Source organism: Sphingobacteriales bacterium, from assembly GCA_016700115.1.
In the GTDB taxonomy this organism is placed as follows: domain Bacteria; phylum Bacteroidota; class Bacteroidia; order Chitinophagales; family UBA2359; genus UBA2359.
The window spans coordinates 608,072-629,577 of the sequence record CP064999.1 but is presented as its reverse complement, the minus strand read 5'-3'; the positions used below and the strand labels follow the sequence as shown (position 1 = coordinate 629,577).

The following is a 21,506-nucleotide window of genomic DNA, read 5'->3' as shown; positions in this document are numbered from 1 at the left end:
AGTTTTCGAAACTCAAAAGAGGGTTGTTAAGTGAAAAGTGAAAAACTAAAAGTGAAAAGCAAGAAAACCCTGAAGGGGTTAAATATGAATAGCCGTTGTCAATTGTCAATTGCCGATTGCCGATTGCCGATTGCCGATTGCCGATTGCCGATTGCAAAAAAAAACCAAAAGGGTTAAATATGAATAGCTGCATGTGAAACCAACTTTTTTTTAATCTTACATCAGTAATCAAACATCAATACCGAACAATGGAAATACCAATTGTTGCGGCATTGGGTTGATACAAATTAAAATCTGCAACGGTTACATTTCCATCAAGTGAAAGGTCGGGTTTAAAATAACCATTCATGGTCATGCCCGATAAAATCTGGCTCTGATACAAATTATAATCGGTAAACGTAATGACCCCGTTTGCGTTTAAATCGCCGGCGCGCATACCCCAAACATTCGGGTTGAGTTGAACGGTTTGACCTTCGCCTAAGGTTTTGGCAGCAGAAAGGGTGAAATCATAAGGATTACCACTATTGGGCAGAACGACAGGAATGGAGCTCATAATGGGCAGATGGTTTCGGTGGCGCACAACAATATGATAACTGCCTGCGGTGATGCTGCCGAAAGTGATGCCATTTGTTCCTCCGGTACTGACAACAACTCCGTTGCTCAGAACAAAACCCGCACGACGGTCTAATAGTTGAGTGGGATCGGCGGCAGAGCGTGCTTCTATGAGCACCCAATCGGTGGCAGTAGGGGGCTGTGCATCATAAGTTGGTGTATTTTCTGACCCCGTGTAATTCCATGGTGCAGAATTATAGGGTTGAGTAAGGGGCAATCTGTTTGTATTGCGAAGGGTAGTGCTCATGTTGCTGAGCAGCGAGTTATAAGGGCCTTGTAATATCACCTTCAACTCGCACAAAGTGCCGGAAGCGCCGGGCGGGTTGACCAAAACCGATTGGGTACTCACACTTGTACAGCCATTCACAGTAATGGTATAGTTAATGGCACAGGGAACGCCGGGCGTGGCGAATGAGGGCAAAAATACATTGCTGGCCATACAGGGTCCGCTAAAAGTGCCTCCGGGTACAACCGGGGTCAAAATCACCGGAGGATCTGTTGTCAGATAAGTCTCGTTCAGCTCGGTAAAAGCAGCATCCGGTTGTTCATACACGATCACGTTTTGTGTGGTGGTTCCTGTACAGCCGCTTTGCGTTACAGTATATGTGATGCTGATGGGGGTATCGAATACAGTTACATCTCTGGGAGCAAAGATATTACCGGACACTCCGTTTCCGCTAAAAGTTCCACCGGGTGTAGTGGGAACCAGAATAACATCAGGAGCACCGCTACAATAGGTGGAGTTCAGGGTAGTGAAAGCCCCGCTGACCGAAATACCGGGCTGAACGGTAAACGATACTACCGAAGTGCAACCGGGTACGAGGGTCTGTCCTGTAATATTGACTTCATCCACCGAGAAAGCCGGGTCGCTGCCCGTAGAATTGTTAGTCCAACAAAAGCGATATCGAATGCTGCTTTGATTGTCGAAACCTGCATTTGTTAAATTTGCCAACTGCCAGTTGGAAGAGCCGCTAAAATTGCCCCCAACCGAAGTCCAGCCTGCCCCCGTGCTGTATTGAACATAGCCGTAAGAGCCACCACTGCCAACTCCTAACCAATAAAAACTAAGCGTAACATTTCCATATCCGGTAGTGCTGATGGGCAAAGCCATTTCGGTGCATTGAGTACTTGGTGCATCGCCGTCATAATTGGCATTGAGCGGAGGCCATGGCGGGTCGCAAAATCCCAAAGTAGTTGCACGGATATGAAGGTAATTGCTGTAGGGATTACCGGTAACCGCAGCGGGTTGTGCCGCAACGTTTGGCACGCTGACAATAGGAAATCCGGAAAAATAGCAGGTGCCTCCGGTATAGTAATTGTCAACAAACCATTGGTTGCTGCCACCTCCGGTATTTAGAGTCCAGGCTGCTAAACTGCCGTTAAAATTGTTTGAAAAAAGGTTGACCGGTGTGCCGGAAGGGCCGCCGCTTCCGCTTGTAACCGTTACGGAATAGTTTCCGGGTGCAAGGTTAGATGCAGCATTGGAGGTGCTCACATTAGGCAGCCATGTATAAGTGTAAGTTCCGGGTGAATTGATGGGAATGGTAACCGTTCCGTTGTTCAGTCCGGCACAGGTTTCGTTGGTAACAACGGGGGAACCTACCGGACAGGGCTGCGCCTGAATGGAAAGGGGTTGGTGAAAAATTGATACGAACACCAGTAGTAAAAAGTAGAATTGCTTCATACGTATATTTTAAGTTTTATGGCAATATCTGCACTGTTAAAAATCATAGTTTACCTGTCCACATAAGAAAACTTCTATTGTGTTTTTAATTAAAAAAACAATTCCCCGTTTTGCGTTGCCTGATGTTTGGAACAATTTGTAACCACCCTTTAACAGACAGTTTTGGTGTTCCAAAACAGACCATAGTTTTTTAACGACTCTTCATTTTACTCCGCAAGTTGTATTTTCTTAAATATGCTTCTAAGATGAACAGAGAGGCAATATTCGTACCTTCAGAAATCGCGTTAAAAAAGCAAGGCAAAATACAGATTTTTTTTGTGTTTAAAAGGGGGTGTGTGTAAATTTTATTGCATTTTAAAGTAAAACTGCCCCAACAAATCCCAAATCTTGTTTTTTAAAATGATTATTGGGGTAAAACAAGCTGTTTTTGGATTTCGGACCAGAGTTATTATTGATTTAGGATGGGCTGCTTTTTTGATGGTATCGGCTCGGGCGTTTTGCTATGTAATAAAAGCAGATTTCAAATAACTTATTAACATCCTCCATCTTAAAATATAGCAAACATGAAACCACTTATTCAAATTGGATTAATTGCTTCGTTATTCAATGTTCTGTTAAGTTGTAATGGTCAGGCGAATGAAAAAATGCCGATAAAGCAGGAATCTGCCTCAACACCCAAAATAAAGGTAGGCGGAAGATGTGAAGACTGCAAATTGATTAATATAGGAATGCCGGAAGATATTGCTTCGACCGATACGAGTTCAGGTTGGCAAGAAACCGGACAAAAGTTGTTAGTCAGCGGAGTGGTTTTTAAGAAAGACGGCCGAACTCCCGCCGATAATGTTATAATTTATTATTGGCAGACGGACAACAACGGATTTTACTCACCTATGGAAGGATTGGACGAGCAAGCCAAACAGCATGGACATATAAGAGGCTGGATGAAAACCGATGAATTGGGGCGGTATGCGCTTTACACAATTCGACCGACACCCTATCCAAAAACCGAAAATCCCTCGCATATTCACTTGTTAGTTAAAGAGCCGGACATAGACAACGAGTATTATATTGATGACATCATGTTTGATGACGATGCTTTTCTGACCGAAAACTTTCGCAACAGGCTTGAAAAAAGAGGCGGAAACGGAATTGTGAAAGTTGGTTTTGAAAATGAAATGCAGATTGCCAAACGCGACATTATATTAGGGTATAATATCCCGGATTATCCTGAAAAATGAACATGCCTGGGCAGAAGCTATTTAAGCCTTGTATGTGCTATACCATTCTCTTTTTTAAAGGTGTTTAAGTCAAAAATATTGGGTTTGAACTAAATTGAGTTTAATTTTACACAAATCAACGACTATCAAACCTATTTACATAATGGATACCTTAGACTTTCAACCAATTTTCAAAACAAAAGCTATTGTGGTTCAGTCTGCTTCGGACAAAAAAACAGACCCTGTGGTAATGATAGCTGAATTAGGGCCTCATGAATCCGGACCGCCGCTTCATTTTCATCCCAATCAACACGAAACCTACGAGGTGTTGGAAGGAGAAGCGGAATTTGTTTTAGGTGGGGAAAAAATAATTGTGAGGCAAGGAGAAAAAGTTGATATTCCGGCAAACACCCCCCATACTTTTAAAAATTTGACCGGCAATTGGCTAAAGATGAAAGACACCCATATTCCCGCACTTTCATTTGAAGAAATGATGCGGGAACTGCACGGATTGGTGCAGCATGTAAAAATATCAGGTTTTAACAACCCAAAATCTTTGATTTACCTCTCTATGCTTTGGGTTAAACACCGTGAAATACAAGAGTCTGTCAACCCTCCTTTTTTTGTGATGAAGCTACTCAATTTTGCCGGCAAACTAATGGGCTTCCGGTTGTGAAGTTGCCTTTTCGGCCTGAATATTCGATGCGAATGATAAAATAAACCAATTTGCGAAAAATATGGGGTAATGGGGCTAATTCAATATTTTACACTTTTTAAAGTGTTAATAGAGAAGGTAAACATTGAAAATTCATAGAATAGTATTGAAAAATCTTTTGGTAAAAGGCATTTCAGTAAGTAATGATGACAATTTGGTAATATAATGAAAGGAAACAGGTAGAATAAAATCAATTTTGGCAATTTTAACTGACTTAAAAAGGAATAAAATTGACTTTCCGGGCATTTTTGAAATTGGTTTTAATCCGTTTCTTACTTCATTTAAAGTTTTTGAAAAAAGAAACAATCTATTTCTTGTTTCTTTTTTATTGAATGAAGTAAGAAATGAACCGTTTCTTGTTTCCATGCTAATTGTTAAAGTAAGAAATGAACTGTTTCTTGTTTCAATGCTAACTATTAAAGTAAGAAATGAACCGTTTCTTATTTCATTTCAAAAAATTGAAGGTGGAAATGCTCCATTTCTTATTTCATTTTCTTTTTTTAAAACAAGAAATCAGTCGTTTCTGATTCCATTTTTCAAGATGAAACAGATTTTAAATCCTTTACCTGAAACTTATTTTTTTATTTATGAAACAGGACTAAGTCAAAAAGGGAAAAAAGATTCTGAATTTCACTTTCTGAGGTTCTATAAACGCGCTTTATTTTAGTACCAATACCAACTTTGATTTAGTTTTGAACCATCAATTACTGACAAACATCTTTAAATTCCCCTCCTCGGAGTTAGGGGTGGGTTCTTTTAGATCGTGAAGCGGTATAAAATAAAAGCAATTGAATATTGGTAAATTGAAAGCCCACAGTTCAACTTTAATTATTTGCGCGATGTATTAAAATGTCGCTCTTCTGCAATATCTTTCAAAAAACATATAGCGGGTTTTCTATTTAATATTGTACAGGTCGCACAAGTTAATCTGTTTATACCTAAGAGATAATTTGGACGAACTTTCATTGGGTTAATGATAAGTTAATGCCCATGTTGAATTCTTTAAGACATGAACAGGAGTGATGGCATTTACAGCCTTTAAAAAATTAAGAGCTTAATAATTATTTGTGCGACCTTTGCGGCATGAGCCACTTTTCCCCGGTGTTTATGCGAAAAATCCTGTCTGTTGTTGTTTGTCTGCTGTTTTCTGTTTCAGTTTTTTCACAAGACCTTAGCTACGCACGTCAGGTAATAGATACGCTTTGCTCGCCGTATATGTCGGGAAGAGGGTATTCAAACAATGGAGACAGGAAAGCCGCAGCCTATATTGCCGCTGAATTTAAACGGATGAATGCCTTGCCATTCGGACAGGATTATTACCAGTTTTTTAACATAGATGCCAATGTTTTTAAGGGGAATATGAACTTGTTACTAAACCGGCAAATGCTCACACCGGGAATAGATTATCTCATTCATCCGGAATCTGCCGGCATTATCGGCACTTATAAAGTGGTTCAGATTAAAGAAAAATGGCTCTTAGATGATAAAAATTTTACCAAATTGCTCGAAAACTCCTACGAGGGAAGGGTTTTATATCTGAACTATAAACCCAAAAATGCAAAACAGCTTCAGGGCAAACTGGGGGTCTTACAAAGTGCGGTTAAAGCTGCCGCATATCTCACCGCCGAAGACAAAAAACTGACCTGGCACATTTCGGGGCAGCCCAAATACCAGACAGAAATTACCGTTTTGCGCAAAAAAATACCCCGCAAACTAAAAACCGCCTCTTTCAATATTGACAATACTTATGTAACGGGATACCAAACCCAAAACGTAGCAGCCTTTATCCGTGGAACTCAATATCCCGACAGTTTTTTTGTGTTTACTGCCCACTATGATCATTTAGGTCAGATGGGAAGCCATCAATACATTCCGGGAGCTAACGACAATGCTTCGGGAGTGGCTATGTTGTTAAGCCTGATGAGCCATTACTCACAAAATCCACCCCCTTTTTCGGTGGCATTTATCGCTTTCAGTGCTGAAGAATTGGGATTGATTGGCAGTAAGTATTATACCGAACACCCTTTGTTTCCAATGTCAGGTATTCGGTTTTTAGTCAATCTCGATTTGGTAGGCACCGGAAGTGAAGGTGCTATGGTGGTCAACGCCACCGATTTCCCCGATGCTTTTAACCTCCTGCAACAACTTAACCAACAGCAGGAGTATCTGCCCCGGATAAAAAGCCGCGGACCTGCTGCCAACAGCGATCATTACTGGTTTTATAAAAGCAAGGTTCCCTGTTTTTTTATTTATACCATGGGAGGAATTCAGGCCTATCACGATGTTTTTGACCGTCCTGAAACACTTCCGCTCGACAGGTTTTCAGAATTATGTAAGCTGCTTATACAGTTTGCAGAGAGATTAGACGAACGGTAATTTTTAGCGATCTATGGAATTTGTAAAATTGAGAACCTACCTGCCTCTTTTGATTTTAATCGTATATGCTGCGATAATGACCGTTCTTGCTTTTGTTGCAAACGGAACCGGTGATGAGGGAGATAGCGTGAGCCATTTTTTGTTTGCGCATTACGCCTTCCGGCATCCTGAAAATTTTTTCAACCATTGGGCCAAACCGGTATATGTGATGCTGGCAGCTCCTTTTGCTCAATTCGGATTTGTAGGGGTCAAACTCATGAACCTGTTTTTCAGTCTGGTATCTGCCTGGTTGGTTTACCTCACCGCAAGAAGGCTATCAATTCCCTTTGCATGGGCAGGCATCTTGCTGTCGTTGCTGGCACCGATGCAAATTTACCTGACCCTTTCCGGTCTGACCGAACCCCTGTTTGCTGTTTGGCTCATGGCATCGGTTTACCTCGCAGTGCGTCATAATATGTTGGTTGCCGTAATTTTAGTGTCTTTTCTTCCATTTGTGCGCTCCGAAGGTTTGGTAATACTTTGTGTTTGGGGCAGTTTCCTTTTATTTTCCCGTTGGCGATGGATGTTGCCTTTGTTGATGACAGGGCACCTGGTGTATAGTATTTTAGGCTATTTTTACTTCGGAGATTTGTTGTGGGTGTTCAATAAAATACCTTATTCCACCACCGAACCGGTCTATGGGTCAGGAGAATTGCTGCATTTTGTAAATGGGTTACAAGAAGTAGTAGGAACACCAATTTATATTTTAATCGGAATCGGAATTTTGTATGGACTTTTCTGGCTGTTTTTTTCAGTCATTCACCTTCAATATATCAACATCACCGCCCAGGAACTATGGCTCATTTACGGAGGGTTTGCCGCCATCATTGTGGCGCATACCTTGTTTTGGTATTTGGGCATCTTTGCTTCTTTTGGATTGTTGCGGGTATTGCTTTGCATTATGCCTTTGGCTGCAATTATCGGTCTCAGAGGGCTTAACGCATTATTGCGCGTTTTTGGACGATGGCCGCTTTTGCTTCAGGCAGTTATGTTTATTGCCATTTTGTTGGTGTTATTGTTTCCTTTGAGCAAGTTAAAATACCAAACTCATTTTATGCAGCGGGGCGAACAGTTGGCACAAAAAGAATTGTCCGGTTATGTCTTAGCCCGATACCAGGGGTATAAGTATTATTTTGACGCACCTTATCTCAGCCTGACCCTGAAAGCCGATATTTTTGACCCGTCTCAAAAAGAACATACAGACCGGCTGTTTCAGGGCAAACCGGTACCCGATAAAAGTTTGGTCATTTGGGACGATTGGTATTCTCCAAAGGAAGCAAGAACTTCATTGCCCAGGCTCATGCAGGACGACCGGTTTAAACTAATCCGAAGTTTTGAATCGCCCGATCCATGGGGAAATACCCGGATTGCTTACTTGTTCATCAAACGACAGCATAACTCAGCAACTGACTCAACCGGAAGACCTGCAAAGCGCATTTTTGAAACAGGTTTTGAAGAAGAGGGCAGGTTATCAACCGAAAACACAGACAGCATCCATGCTTTTGAGGGCAAGTATTCGACTAAAGCTGATGCAACAACTCCATATTCACAAGGAATGGATTTGCCTTTCACCGAAATACAGCCATTTAAAACAGGAGCTGTTTTGCAGGTAAATGGACAAGTATTTATTACAAAGAAAGAAACAGACCGAAATCGGGAACCGCTGTTGCTGATTTCTTTTGAAAATGAAAAAAGCTATAGCTGGAACAAGTTGAAGTTGCAGGAAGTGTCCAAAATCTGTGTCTGGCAAAAGGTGAACTTTCAGGCTGAAATACCTCCGCAACAAACACCCGTTGACCGAGTGAAAGTATATATATTTAACCCCTCTGAAGAACCCGTTTATATGGACAACTTAACAGTTGATATCATTGAGTAGCCGGTATTGAGGTTAAACTTGATGATTGACTTGCGTGGCTTTTCAAACCCCTTAGAAAGAGGTTGAACACATTTTTTAATCCCTAAAGGGTTTGGCAACTGCAATACTTAGTGTATATTTAAGCGGCCATGCCATTCAATCTCATATAACCGCTTATGGAAATTGCTTTAGTTCTCACCATATTTGTTTTAGTAATTGTTCTGTTTTCCATCGAAGTTATATCTCCCGATATCATCACGCTATTGATGTTGGTGGTGTTGATTGTAACGGGAATTTTAACACCCAAAGAGGCTTTTGAAGGATTGAGCAGCGATTTTACCATCATGTTGGCCTGTATTTTTATCATTAGTGCTTCCATGCAAAACAACGGCGTGATGGACTGGATGAGCCGGAAATTAAAAAATGTGGACAGCATGGGCGAAATTGGCATTATGGTGATAGTTATGCTCGTAGCCGGTTCAATTTCAGCATTTATGAACAATACAACTGTTACGGCTATCTTGATTCCATCGGTCATCAGTATAGCAAGACGCATCAATATTTCTCCGTCAAGACTGTTGATGCCGTTGGCTTTTGCCACTTTGTTCGGCGGAACCTGCACCCTGATAGGCACTTCTACAAACGTAGCAGGCAGTGCCTATATGGCAAAGGCGGGGTTAGCTCCAATCGGAATGTTTGAATTGTTACCTATGGGATTGATGGTTTGGGCTGCCGGTACTTTCTCAATGCTTACGATAGGACGTAAATTATTGCCCAAAAATTTGGAGGGAAGCCTGACCGACCGGTTTAATATCCGGCAATATCTGAGTGAAATCATAGTATTGGCAGATTCAAAACTACTCGATAAACCGGTATTTCAACTCGATTTTGGCGATATCAAAGTGTTAAAAGTCCTTCGAAACAAATTGCCCATTTTTCCGGATACCGATACCAAAATAGAACCGGACGACCTGCTTTTGGTAGAAGGCGACCGAGAAGAACTCATACAGATGAGAAAAAACAAAGGCATTGATATATTGGGTTCGGTAATCAGTGAAACAGACCTTGAAAGCGAAGATGTAAAACTTGCGGAACTGATGGTGTTGCCTCAATCCGAATTGGTCAACAACACGTTAAAAGAAATTGACTTCAGACGCAAGTACCATCTGTCGGTGCTGGCAATACATCGAAAGAACTATAATTTTAATGAAAAAATAGGACATGTACAAATAAAAGTAGGTGATGTTCTGTTGGTTCAGGGTAAAAAAAACGACCTCAACCTCATTCGCAAGAACCCGGATTTTATTGTAATTAACGAGCTGGAAGATGTCAAATCTGTTGATTTAAGAAAAGGGGCTTTGACCGTAGGAGCTTTTGCATTGGCAGTTTTAGTCGGTTCAATTGGGTTGCTCCCGTTAAGCGTAGCTTTTTTGCTCGCAGCAATTTTTACGGTTTTAACGCGGTGCATTGATATGGAAAATGCCTATAGTTCCATAGACTGGAGGTTGTTGATTTTAATAGGTGGAATGACTTCCTTTGGCTTGGCGATGGAGAAAACAGGCACAGATCTGTTTATGGCTAAACATATTGTTCAGCTTCTTGAGCCTTTGGGGGTGTATTTTATCCTTGGAGGTTTTATGATATTGACCATTTTGCTTACACAGCCCATGTCAAATGCCGCTGCTGCCATGGTGGTATTGCCTTTAGCCATACAAACAGCAACTTCTCTTGGGGTCAATGAGCGCACATTTGCCATTGGAGTCATTGTTTCAGCTTCCATTTCTATGATTACCCCATTTGAACCGGCCAATATTTTAGTCTATGGACCCGGGCAATACCGGATCAAAGATTATTTAAAAGTAGGAGGGGTGTTAACCTTTATTTCCCTGCTGTTATTGCTTTATATGATACCGATTATCTGGCCATTGTAATTTTTATTCAGCCGATGGAGGGTAATTCAAGCCATGGTTAACTTTTTTTCAAAAAAACGTTTAAAAAATATCGTATCGTTGAAAAAAACAAAAAATTAAACGTATCTTTGCGCTCCATAAAAAGTTAAACACGAGTGTGTCATGTCAAGAATATGTGAATTAACCGGAAAAAAGCCCATAACAGGTAATAGTGTTTCACACTCTAACCGCAAAACAAAGCGTTGGTTTTACCCCAACCTTCAAACTAAACGGTTTTACCTGCCCGAAGAAGATCAGTGGATTACCATTAAAGTATCAACTTCGGCCTTGCGTACTATCAACAAAAAAGGATTGTATGCTTATTTGAAAGATTTGCAAAAAAAAGGTTCCTAATCTATAACAGGCAGCCCAAAAAGAAACAGTGTCATGGCTAAGAAAAGCAAAGAAAACAGAATTCAGGTGATTTTGGAATGTACCGAGCATAAACAAAGCGGAATGCCGGGCACATCGCGGTATGTAACCACTAAAAACCGCAAAAACACACCCGCAAGAATAGAGTTGAAAAAATACAACAGTATTTTGAAACGTTATACAGTTCATAAAGAAATAAAATAACCGAACTATGGGTAAAGTCAGTAAAAACGCCCGTGTAAACCGGGGATCAAAAGAAGGCGGTAAAAGCCACGTAAAAATTGTGGTTAGTGAAAAAAACCCCGTAACAGGACAATATTCCTATAAAGAAAAAATCATACACAGAGATCAGTTGGACGAAGCATTAAAAGGTTTCTAAACGGCTCTTTTATCGCAGGTATTTATGCCGCAAAGGCTTCTCTTTAAGTTTCTAAACATAAAGAGAAGCCTTTTTATTTATCAGCCTAATTCAAACAGGCTACCTCATTCAGCTATATTTCTTTCTTTTCATTAATCATTTTAAGCATCTCTTATGAGTTTTTTTGGCAAATTCTTTTCAAAAGAAACAAAAGACGATCTCGATAAAGGACTACAGAAAAGCAATCAGAACATCTTTTCTAAAATATCAAAAGCCATTGCCGGCAAAGATGTAGTTGATGAAGAAGTGCTTGACCAAATTGAAGAAGCCCTTGTTGCCTGCGATATCAGTGTTCCTACGGTAATCAAAATTATTGACCGCCTCGAAGCCAGAGTAGCCCGCGAAAAATACCTCAATTCAGAAGAGGTTTATATCATGCTGAAAGAGGAAATCATCGCCCTGCTCACTGAAAACAATACCCCCGACTATTCTGATTTTGATTTGCCCGAAACCAAACCCTTCCCCTATGTTATGCTGATTGTAGGCGTAAACGGAGTGGGGAAAACGACAACAATTGGCAAATTAGCCCATCAGTTTAAAAAAAGAGGCAAAAATGTGATCTTAGGCGCAGCCGATACTTTCAGGGCAGCAGCAGTAGAACAATTGACTATTTGGGCGGAACGCGCCAATGTGCCGATTATCAAACAAGGACAGGGTGCCGATCCTGCAGCAGTCGCTTTTGATACCGTACAATCGGCAGTGGCCAGAAATATGGAGGTCGTGTTGATTGATACTGCCGGAAGGCTGCATAACAAAAAACACCTGATGGACGAGTTGGGTAAAATCAAGCGGGTAATTCAAAAAGTTTCGCCGGATATGCCCCACGATGTAATGCTCATCCTCGATGGATCCACCGGACAAAATGCCATTGCTCAGGCAGAAGAGTTTATGAAAGCAACCGAAGTAACTGCCATTGCAGTAACTAAATTAGACGGAACCGCCAAAGGTGGTGCGGTTATTGGAATTTCAGACAGGTTTGGTATTCCTATCCGGTATATAGGGGTGGGCGAAGGAATTGAACAATTACAGATATTTAACAAGAAAGAATTTGTTGACAGCCTGTTTAAACGTTGATTTTTTAACTTTTTTCCGTTCTTCATTTGCGGGAATTATTTCGAAGAAGGCATGAAAACAAAAGAGCAATTTAAAAAGTCCAACATCAATATTGTTACCTTGGGTTGTTCCAAAAATCTGGTCGACTCAGAGGTGTTGATGAACCAATTGCAGGCAAACGGGTTAGGCGTTACGCACGAAAAAGCCCGCAAAGACACCGATATTGTTATTGTCAATACTTGTGGCTTTATCGAAACCGCAAAACAAGAGTCGATTGATACTATCCTGCATTATGCCGCTGCCAAGGCCGAAGGTAAAATTGAACGGCTGTATGTTACCGGCTGTCTTTCGCAACGATACAAATCGGAACTGGAAGAAGGCATACCCGAAGTAGATGCTTATTTCGGCACTTTGGAGTTGCCCTTTTTATTGGAAGAATTAGGAGCTGACTATAAGCACGACCTGATTGGTGAACGCAACCTGTTGACTACCCCGAAACATTACGCCTACCTCAAAATATCGGAAGGTTGCAACCGCACCTGTTCATTTTGCGCTATCCCCCTCATGAGAGGCAAGCATGTTTCCAAAACCATGGAACAAATTGTGTCGGAGGCTAAAAATTTGGTACGCAACGGGGTAAAGGAGGTAATGCTCATCGCACAGGAGTTGACCTATTATGGTTTGGATATTTACAAAAAGCGCGAACTTCCCGAATTGCTCCGCCGGCTGGCTGATGTAGAGGGGTTGGAATGGATTAGAATGCATTATGCTTATCCGTACAAATTTCCGATGGAAGTGATCGAGGTCATGAACACACATCCCAATATCTGTAATTATTTAGACATGCCCTTGCAGCATATCAGCGATAATGTGCTGAAAAACATGCGCCGCCTGATAACCAAAGAAGAAACCTGCCGCCTTATTGCCGATATTCGGGAGATAAACCCCGATATAGCATTAAGAACCACCATGCTTGTGGGTTTTCCGGGAGAAACCGAAGAAGATATTGAAGAGCTTGCCGGCTTTATTCGACAAACAAGGTTTGAGCGACTCGGAATCTTTCAGTATTCGCACGAAGAAAGCACTGCCGCTTATGATTTGGAGGATAATGTTCCGGCAGAAGTAAAAGCCGACCGGGCTGCTTATTTGATGGATATTCAACAGGGTATTTCGGGTGAATTAAATAAAAACAGGATAGGCGCTACCTTTAAAGTATTGTTCGACCGCAAAGAGGGCAATTACTTTATAGGTCGAACCGAATACGACTCGCCCGAAGTGGACAATGAAGTTTTAGTAGATGCCCGTATCAACAAAAACTATGTCAGGATTGGCGATTTCGCTCCGGTTTGCATTACCGATGCAACAGAATTTGATTTGTACGGTGATGTTGTGAAATAATGTGAAATCGGAATGACCCAAAGCTGTTGAATCCAATACGATCAATATGCAGATATCTTCTTTGGGTTAATCTTGTAGAAGTTTTCGAATAGCGGTTTTAGTTGTAGGCCATAAGGCATAGTCTTCAATCAATCCTGACATGTAAAAATCGCGAAAATTCCAATGAATACCGTTTTCGACTTTCGGGGTTCAGGCTTTTTTGGAATCAGTCGTTTCGGCACAGCAACCTTATTACCTCGTATGTTTGCCCCAACAAAGCAGTAGCAGTGTTTTTTCAGGCAGAAGTGCTATTTTGTGAGGGTTAAACCGGGAAAGAGGAGAGGTTTTGTTACCATGATAATCTGTCGATAAGATATACCGCTACTAAGAATTCACCACCCTTTCTTTTGATACCCACCCGGAACTTCCATAAAACAAACCTTAAGGCGTGCACCGTATTTTAAGGGGATTCGCCTGGTATGTTTCAGGTAGGTAGAATTTGTACCATTATTTGATGGTTCAAAATTAAATCATGTCAGTATTGCACAGAGGTTTTTTATCTTCTCTGTGGTTCTCTGTGTAATTTTATAACGTTTGATTGAGCAAGTTTATGCTTTTTTAATTGTATCTTTGTTTTCTTATCACTTTTCACCTATTCATTGCCAAATATCTTTTTGCGTATGAAACGGAATTTTACCATTTTATCAGTGTTGTTCTTCCTGTTTTTCGGCTCTGCTTACGACAATTTTTTATCGGCGCAAACCTATAATTTGGATGTCGCCGTAAACAGCATCACCCTGCCTGACCTGCTCACCCCGGGCAACTATTCCTTAACCGGGACTATCCGCAACAACGGCATTCAGACCATAAACTCTGTAACGCTTTCATGGAGGGTAAACGAAGGGTCCATTACGCAGCAAACACTTTCGGGAATGGGGTTAGCATCGGGAGCTACCTTTAACTTCACCACAAGCGGAACTTTTATGGTAAATATGCCCGTGTTTTACAACGTGGAAGTAACCCTTTCTTCCCCAAACGGAGGAACTGACCAAAACAACACCAACAATATCCTGACCAAACAATGTTCGGGAATGTTGAAACTGCCTGAAAAGAAAGTGTTGTTGGAGGAATTTACGGGAGCTTGGTGCGGATTTTGTCCGGACGGGGCTTTGAAGGCCGAAAACATCGTAAACGCCTATCCAAATGCAATATGGTTATCGGCTCATAACGATGTGATGACTACGGCTGATTATAATGGCATAAATGATGCCTATATTTTCAGCTATCCTTCCGGATTGATAGACAGGTTTTTATTTCCGGGAACATCTGAAATAGGAACAAATCGGGTAGAGTGGCAAAACAGAGTGATAAATCGTTTGAGCGTTCAATCCCCCGTTGCTATAGAAACCAACACGACTTACAACAATACTACCCGGTTGCTGACCATAAATGCCACGGCACATTTCACCGCGCCACTTAACGGAGAATACCGTCTTAATTGCTTTATAGTGGAAGACCATGTTACCGGAGGTTCTTCTTACAATCAAAGCAACTATTACAGCTACCAAAGCAGTGCGTATGGCGGACCTACCCACCCTTATTATTCTTACCCTAACCCGATAACCGGCTACGACCACAGACATGTGGTTCGTAAAATTACGGGCGGGTCTTGGGGTACTGCCGGAGTGATACCGGGCAGCATTGAAGCCGATCAGGAATTTTCTACCACTTATACCTATACCATTCCTTCAACCTATAACGCCGCCAATATGTACGTGGTGGCAGTAGTACAAAAATACAATGCCGCCAACATTAACGACCGCGCGATACTGAACGCCTTGGTTTGCAATTTCAATGCAAGTGCCGCCCACAATATTGAAATCTTGGCCGAACCGCCCTGCGCCGTTCCCACCGCACCAGCTATTAATTCTACGGGCGGAACGCAACTTTGCCCTTCGGGAACGGGCAGCCCTTCTTCCGTCAATTTGAATGTAACAAGCGCTGCACCGACGGGATTTTATATTCAGTGGCGACGAAACGGGGTGGATATTGGCGGCGCAACCGGCGAAACTTATCCTGCAACGCAGGCGGGAACTTATACCGCCTATTTGATTTCTTCTACCCTACCTGCCTGCGTTTCCGCTTTTTCCAACGGCATTGTCCTGACTACTTTGAGCGTGCTGTCCGCCCCTATCCCGACATGTTCTTCCGAAACGCCCAACAGCATTGTCTTCGGATGGAACAGCGTCGGCGGGGCAACGGGCTATATGGTGAGCATTAACGGGGGTGCTTGGCAGTCTTCCACGGGATTGCTGAACCATACCCTTAGCGGACTGACACCGGGAACAATCGCCACCTGCGCGGTGATGGCCTTGGGGGCTTATACCTGCCAAAACAGTGCAGCATCGTCTGCCGTATCTTGCAGCGCAAGTCCGTGTGCAGCTATCACGCCGGTAATCAACGGATTGCCTGCTACAGCCTGCACAAACGGGGCGGCCATACCACTGACCGGCTCGCCCTCCGGAGGGGCATTTACAGGCAGCGGAATGTCGGGCAATACCTTCTATCCCAACCTTGCCGGGGCAGGTACGTATATTGTTACCTACACATACAGCACGGCAGCTTCCTGCGTTTATACCACCACCAAAAGCATTACGGTGATTGCGCCTCTTAGCCCGCCTTCCTTCAGCTTCTATACTTCTGAACTACAGGCAAACTTTACAGCCGTCCCCCTCAACGCATCTTATTCGTGGAACTACGGAGACGGCAATACCGGAACGGGGCAAAGCACGACACATACATACAACACTGCCGGAAACTATAATGTCTGCCTGACGGTCAGCAATGCCTGCGGAAACAATTATTCCTGCCAAAGTGTAACAGTGAGCAGTAATCCTTGTGGGGGTGGGGAAGTTTGGACAAATTATAATTCGGGATTGCCTTCTGATAACATTAATGCTATAGTTATAGATGCAACTGGACATAAATGGATTGGAACTGGTGGATGGTTATCGAGATTTGATGGAACAAACTGGATAACTTATATTAATTTTGATTCGGAGTTCCCTGACGATACTGATGTTTTTATTGCTGCTATTGCTACAGATGAACTTGAGAATATTTGGGTTGGAATACAAATTTATGGAGTAGGGTTTGGAGGTGGAAGTTTGAATGGAAGCTTATTTAAATTTGATGGCACTGTATGGACAGAATATTATAACAACGGTGTTTTCAGATCAATTGCAATTGATGGTACTGGAAATGTATGGATTAATCCATGTAATATAGTCGGACTTGGTTATGATAATGAAGGGTTAAAAAAGTTTGATGGTACAACATGGACAACTTATGATGCTTCTGCTTCTGGATTGTCTCTAGGTATTAATGAAGACTTAGCTATAGATGCAGACGGGAATAAATGGATTGGTACTAATTTTGGTTTGGCAAGATTTGACGGGACAAACTGGACATCTTACTACACTTTAAATTCAGGGTTACCAAATAACTATGTTAATGCAATAACCATAGATACGAGCGGGGATAAATGGATTGGAACTGATGGAGGGTTAGCGAGATTTGATGGAACAAATTGGATAACTTACAACACTTCAAATTCAGGGTTGCCAAGTAACAAAGTTACTGCAATAAACATAGATGCGAGCGGGAATAAATGGATAGGAACATTTGGAGGGTTGACGAGATTTGATGGAACAAATTGGATAACTTACAACGCTTCAAATTCGGGTTTGCTTAATGATTATGTTCAAGCTTTAGCTATAGATGCAGATGGGAATAAATGGATTGGAACAAGTGCCGGTTTATCTGTCCTATCCGAAACCCCTTCCACCTGCCCCTGCCCTACCATAACCGCACCTCTTGCCGCTACCCAAGCCATTTGCGAAGGCAATATTCCCGATTTTGGCAGTGCCGCCGCTGCAATAGGCTATACCGATGAATACAACCAATTAGAGGCCATACATTGGTACAGCAATCCGGGGTTGACCGTGCAGATTAACCCCGCTGCCTATACCGCCAATCATTCATTGAGCAATACCTGTTTGCCGCAAACCACCACCCTTTATGCTGCCCTGATTTGTCAGGATACTACCCAAGTGCCAATACCCGCCGGCTCTCTGACTTTGCAAATCTATACCGCCCCTCAAGACATTGTTCAGGTTGGCGGCTGCTCTTTGGCTGCTCAAAACAACTGCACTTCGGGCAGCGTGGTACTCGAATATCTGCACGATGGGGTATGGAGCAGCACTCCTCCGCCGGGTTCGGGTGCAGGTGGCGCGGTATTGAACGACGATATAAGCTGTTACCGAGCCTACGTTGCCGGCACTCCCGACAATGATGGCGACGGCAACCCCGATTGCAGCGTCAATAACTGCATTATAGCGGGTTGCCCCACCTGCCCTATCGTTACCGCTGCCATTACCGCCACGGAGTCCCTATGCGAGGGCGCTGTTCCCAACTTTGCTGTTGCCAATACCCTGTTGCAATACAGCGACACCTACGGCAAGTTCGATGGAATTAAATGGTACTCCAACCCCGCGCTTACCAATCCTTTGGCTGCCGGCTATACCGCTGTACATACCGGCAACGAGTGCATAGCGCAAAACGTTACCCTCTATGCCGGTATCTTGTGTTCCAACCCGGGTGCAGCGCCCATAGCGGCCGGAACCCTGACTTTGCAGGTTTACCCCTTTCCCTCTTCGGCGGTGGTGGCTCCTGCCGGAGGCTGTAGTTTACAAGTATTGCCCAACTGCACGGGCGGAGGCAGCCTGTTCATAGAATACGACTGGGGTTTCGGCAGTTGGGAGGCCGCTCCCCCCGCCACTTCCTACAACGGACAAACAATTTTTTGGAGGGCTTACGTGCCGGGTACTCCTCTAGCAGAAGGCGGAGCGCCCGCCTGTTCTGCCGGAGGCATCGCAACAGCAGTTTGCACCGCCTGTCCGAGCGTTGAAACCTTTGCTCCGTCCAACCCTCTTTGTTACAACAGCAGCGCGTTTGACCTAAACACCCTTAAAATAACTTCTGAAACAGGAGTTTGGACAATCACGCAAGCCCCGCCGGGCAGCAATCCCGCAACCGTTTCTTCAGGTCGTTATTTCAACGCTTCGCCCGATAAAGATGCAGGCGTTTATACGGTAATGTTTACCCTGAGCAGCAGCGTACCTGCCGGATGTCCGGCTGCTTCATCCCAAACCATTACCATACTGCCGCCCGTCAGTCCCGTAGTTCAGGCTTTGGGCAGTACAACGTTTTGTCAGGGGGGCAGTGTGCAGCTCAGTCTGTCCGGAAGCTATCCGAATATCGGTTGGAGCAGCGGGCAAAGTTCTAATACCATAACCGTTACACAATCGGGCGTTTACAACGTAACCGTTACAACTTCCAATAACTGTACCGCCGTTTCCAATAGTGTTGTAGTTACTGTTCACCCTGTTCCCAACACTGTTTTTGCACCTTCGGCAACAACTATCAACACGGGCGGCTCCGTCTTTTTCAACAACGGCACTACGGGTGCTGTAACCTATCAATGGCGCATCAACGGCGCGGTGGTTGGCAGCGCCGAAGACCTGAACCATACCTTTACCCTGCCCGGCACCTATTTGGTTGAGCTGTATGCATACAGCAGCATGGGTTGTTCCGGGCATTATTCCCAAACCATAACCGTCAATGCGGGAGCATCGGAACCCTTGTTTAACGGAACTCCCACTAGCGGAATAGCCCCGCTGACCGTACAGTTTAACCACAACAGTACCGGCAGTACTATGTTTTACTGGCAGTTCGGCGATGGCAACAGTTCCTCTGTTGCCAACCCACAGCACACCTATACCGCTCCGGGCATTTATACAGTCAGTCTTTCGCGGGTAACAGACAGTTCGCCTGTTCTGGAAACGCGGCCGAACTATATCATCGTTCAACCCGGCGTAGCGCCTGTGGTAGCTTATTTCACGGCAATACCCGTTTCGGGGGCAGCCCCGCTAACCGTTTCGTTCATCAATCAGTCAACCGGTGCCAATGCTTATAGCTGGACTATTTACAACAGTGTCGGACAGCCAATAGGCTCTTCATCGGCAATTAACCCGCAGTTTACCTTTTCGTCACCCGGTTTTTACAGCATCTGCCTGACCGCAACCGGATTTTCGGGAACAGACCAATACTGTGCCGGCAATTATATTCAGGTCAATTCTGAGTTTTCGGATGGCGATTTATGTATTGTAGGGCCGTCCATAATAAGCCCCGGCGAGCAGTTTCAGGTAGAAGTGTGGGTGAACGATTTGACTACTCCGGTCAAAGCCATTAACCCCGTTTTGCAATACAATACCGCCTATCTCAATTATGTGGGCTACGGAATCGGCACTTTTTTCAGCAGTCCGGTTCCGGGAATTTTCCTTGACAATCCAACGACTGGTCAGATACAGACGGGCGTTACCAGCACAACTGCCGCCAACGGAACGGGCTTGCTGTTTACGCTGACCTTTGTGGTTGCCCCTCAACCCGACGAAAACCAAACTGTAACGTTTGATTTTGCAGCCACCGAAGCCATTACCGATGCCAGTCAGATTATAGGGCTGAACAGTTGTGCCCCTGCCGAAGGGGAGATTGTCGCGGGTGATTTTTGTTGGCCGGGCGATGCTGACAACAACGGCATAGTAAATTCGTTGGATTATATTTTGACCGGTACCTGTTTTAATATGCAGGGCCCGTCCCGAAATGTACAGGGAATCACTTGGCAGCCCTATCAGTTGGGGGAAGAATGGCTGCAATCGCCCATTATTTTTAACGGGGAGGAAATAAGTGCCCGATACATTGATGCAAGCGGCAATGGATGGATAGACAATACCGATATCAGCGCCACTATCATCAATCAGGGCTTTACCCATGCTCGATTATCTGGTGATGTGGTTGCCGACGGCTTGATGCCCGGCATATTTCCCGATATGCCCGAAACCGCCAATCAAGGCGACGTTATCCAAGTCCCCTTGTGGTTGGGCAGCATGGAAGAGGGGGTTGAAAATGTGCAGGGCTTCAGTTTTGATATAGCCATAGACGCTTCAAAATTAGACATAAGCACCCTTACATTGGATTACAGTGGTTCGCCGTTGGGAAACATAGGCTCTGATTATTTCACCAACGCCGGCATTGATACCGGAAACGGCATCGTCAGCATGGTATTTACCCGAAACGGGCTGTTTCCGTTCAGCGGATACGGGGTTATCTGCACCTTACGCATACAGGTAAAACCCGATGCCCCAATTGGCAGTTTTGCGGCCATGACTATAGGCAATGTCGTAGCCGTTGATGGCACGCTCAATACGTTTGCGCTCGGTTCGGGAGAAGATCAGGTGCAGATTGTGGAAGAAGTGATTATCGGTATTCCGACAACTTTGCCGAAACTAGTTCCCGTCCCGAACATCTATCCCAACCCGACAGACGGCTTAATTTACATAGAATGGAAACTCCCCAGCACCCTGCAAACCGACCATTGTACCATCACCCTTGTCAACATAATGGGTCAGCGGGTATTGGTGGAAACAATACCCTATCTACCCGAAAACTATAGTCTGAACATAGAACATTTACCTGTCGGAGTTTACATTTTGCAGCTTAACAACCAAACCGCGCAAGCAAGGGTAAAATTGGTGAAGAGGTAGGTTTTTTAGGGTTTAAGTAGCGCATCAGGTAGTTCCGATACTTGTATCGGAGAGAGGGAATGGTTTAAGCGATAAAAGTATCGCTTCTATCTACCTTTTAGCTTCATTCAATAATGATAAAAGGCACATTTGTTCCTCTTAATCGGAGGCAGTTTCCCACCGGAAACATAGGGGA

The 21,506-nt window shown here is 43.7% G+C and carries 13 protein-coding genes; 12 read left to right on the top strand and 1 reads right to left on the bottom strand.

The features are described from left to right. Nucleotides 1-235: 235 nt before the first annotated feature. A complete protein-coding gene (locus tag IPM47_02255; GenBank protein ID QQS29801.1) occupies nt 236-2,296 on the bottom strand; it encodes a hypothetical protein in 2,061 nt (686 codons plus the stop codon). A gap of 563 nt (nt 2,297-2,859) precedes the next feature. On the opposite strand from IPM47_02255, the gene IPM47_02250 reads away from it, so the two are divergent. The 12 genes from IPM47_02250 to IPM47_02195 all read left to right on the top strand — a co-directional run bounded on the left by IPM47_02250 (nt 2,860) and on the right by IPM47_02195 (nt 21,331). Continuing rightward, nucleotides 2,860-3,534: an intradiol ring-cleavage dioxygenase gene (locus IPM47_02250; GenBank protein ID QQS29800.1), complete on the top strand. Its 675-nt coding sequence runs from the start codon at nt 2,860-2,862 to the stop codon at nt 3,532-3,534. Nucleotides 3,535-3,676: 142 nt separating this feature from the next. Then, the gene (locus IPM47_02245; GenBank protein QQS29799.1) at nt 3,677-4,189 is read left to right on the top strand and encodes a cupin domain-containing protein; all 513 of its coding nucleotides are present in this window, start codon (nt 3,677-3,679) and stop codon (nt 4,187-4,189) included. 235 nt (nt 4,190-4,424) lie between these two features. Beyond that, nucleotides 4,425-4,895: a hypothetical protein gene (locus IPM47_02240; GenBank protein ID QQS29798.1), complete on the top strand. Its 471-nt coding sequence runs from the start codon at nt 4,425-4,427 to the stop codon at nt 4,893-4,895. Between the two features lie 416 nt (nt 4,896-5,311). Beyond that, nucleotides 5,312-6,604, top strand: a complete 1,293-nt coding sequence (locus IPM47_02235) for a M28 family peptidase (protein QQS29797.1) — start codon at nt 5,312-5,314, stop codon at nt 6,602-6,604. 13 nt (nt 6,605-6,617) lie between these two features. Then, nucleotides 6,618-8,519: a hypothetical protein gene (locus IPM47_02230; GenBank protein QQS29796.1), complete on the top strand. Its 1,902-nt coding sequence runs from the start codon at nt 6,618-6,620 to the stop codon at nt 8,517-8,519. 155 nt (nt 8,520-8,674) lie between these two features. Further along, nucleotides 8,675-10,429: an SLC13 family permease gene (locus IPM47_02225; protein QQS29795.1), complete on the top strand. Its 1,755-nt coding sequence runs from the start codon at nt 8,675-8,677 to the stop codon at nt 10,427-10,429. 141 nt (nt 10,430-10,570) lie between these two features. Further along, complete coding sequence (locus tag IPM47_02220) at nt 10,571-10,801, top strand: 50S ribosomal protein L28 (GenBank protein ID QQS29794.1); 231 nt, start codon at nt 10,571-10,573, stop codon at nt 10,799-10,801. A gap of 33 nt (nt 10,802-10,834) precedes the next feature. Next, entirely contained in the window at nt 10,835-11,023 is a 189-nt protein-coding gene (gene rpmG, locus IPM47_02215) for a 50S ribosomal protein L33 (GenBank protein ID QQS29793.1), read from the top strand. A 7-nt stretch (nt 11,024-11,030) separates the two neighbouring features. Next, on the top strand, nt 11,031-11,198 hold the full coding sequence (locus IPM47_02210; protein QQS29792.1) for a DUF4295 family protein: 168 nt from the start codon (nt 11,031-11,033) through the stop codon (nt 11,196-11,198). 153 nt (nt 11,199-11,351) lie between these two features. Further along, the gene (ftsY, locus tag IPM47_02205) at nt 11,352-12,311 is read left to right on the top strand and encodes a signal recognition particle-docking protein FtsY (GenBank protein ID QQS29791.1); all 960 of its coding nucleotides are present in this window, start codon (nt 11,352-11,354) and stop codon (nt 12,309-12,311) included. Nucleotides 12,312-12,362: 51 nt separating this feature from the next. Beyond that, complete coding sequence (gene rimO / locus IPM47_02200; GenBank protein QQS29790.1) at nt 12,363-13,688, top strand: 30S ribosomal protein S12 methylthiotransferase RimO; 1,326 nt, start codon at nt 12,363-12,365, stop codon at nt 13,686-13,688. A 659-nt stretch (nt 13,689-14,347) separates the two neighbouring features. Next, the gene (locus IPM47_02195; protein ID QQS29789.1) at nt 14,348-21,331 is read left to right on the top strand and encodes a PKD domain-containing protein; all 6,984 of its coding nucleotides are present in this window, start codon (nt 14,348-14,350) and stop codon (nt 21,329-21,331) included. The last annotated feature ends 175 nt before the right edge of the window (nt 21,332-21,506 follow it).

Excerpts from the sequence above, each read along its gene's own strand:
- IPM47_02195 (QQS29789.1), top strand. The coding sequence starts at position 14,348 with ATGAAACGGAATTTTACCATTTTATCAGTGTTGTTCTTCCTGTTTTTC.
- IPM47_02250 (QQS29800.1), top strand. The coding sequence starts at position 2,860 with ATGAAACCACTTATTCAAATTGGATTAATTGCTTCGTTATTCAATGTT.
- IPM47_02210 (QQS29792.1), top strand. The coding sequence starts at position 11,031 with ATGGGTAAAGTCAGTAAAAACGCCCGTGTAAACCGGGGATCAAAAGAA.
- IPM47_02245 (QQS29799.1), top strand. The coding sequence starts at position 3,677 with ATGGATACCTTAGACTTTCAACCAATTTTCAAAACAAAAGCTATTGTG.
- IPM47_02255 (QQS29801.1), bottom strand. The coding sequence starts at position 2,296 with ATGAAGCAATTCTACTTTTTACTACTGGTGTTCGTATCAATTTTTCAC.
- IPM47_02225 (QQS29795.1), top strand. The coding sequence starts at position 8,675 with ATGGAAATTGCTTTAGTTCTCACCATATTTGTTTTAGTAATTGTTCTG.
- rpmG (QQS29793.1), top strand. The coding sequence starts at position 10,835 with ATGGCTAAGAAAAGCAAAGAAAACAGAATTCAGGTGATTTTGGAATGT.
- rimO (QQS29790.1), top strand. The coding sequence starts at position 12,363 with ATGAAAACAAAAGAGCAATTTAAAAAGTCCAACATCAATATTGTTACC.
- IPM47_02220 (QQS29794.1), top strand. The coding sequence starts at position 10,571 with ATGTCAAGAATATGTGAATTAACCGGAAAAAAGCCCATAACAGGTAAT.
- IPM47_02230 (QQS29796.1), top strand. The coding sequence starts at position 6,618 with ATGGAATTTGTAAAATTGAGAACCTACCTGCCTCTTTTGATTTTAATC.
- IPM47_02235 (QQS29797.1), top strand. The coding sequence starts at position 5,312 with ATGAGCCACTTTTCCCCGGTGTTTATGCGAAAAATCCTGTCTGTTGTT.
- ftsY (QQS29791.1), top strand. The coding sequence starts at position 11,352 with ATGAGTTTTTTTGGCAAATTCTTTTCAAAAGAAACAAAAGACGATCTC.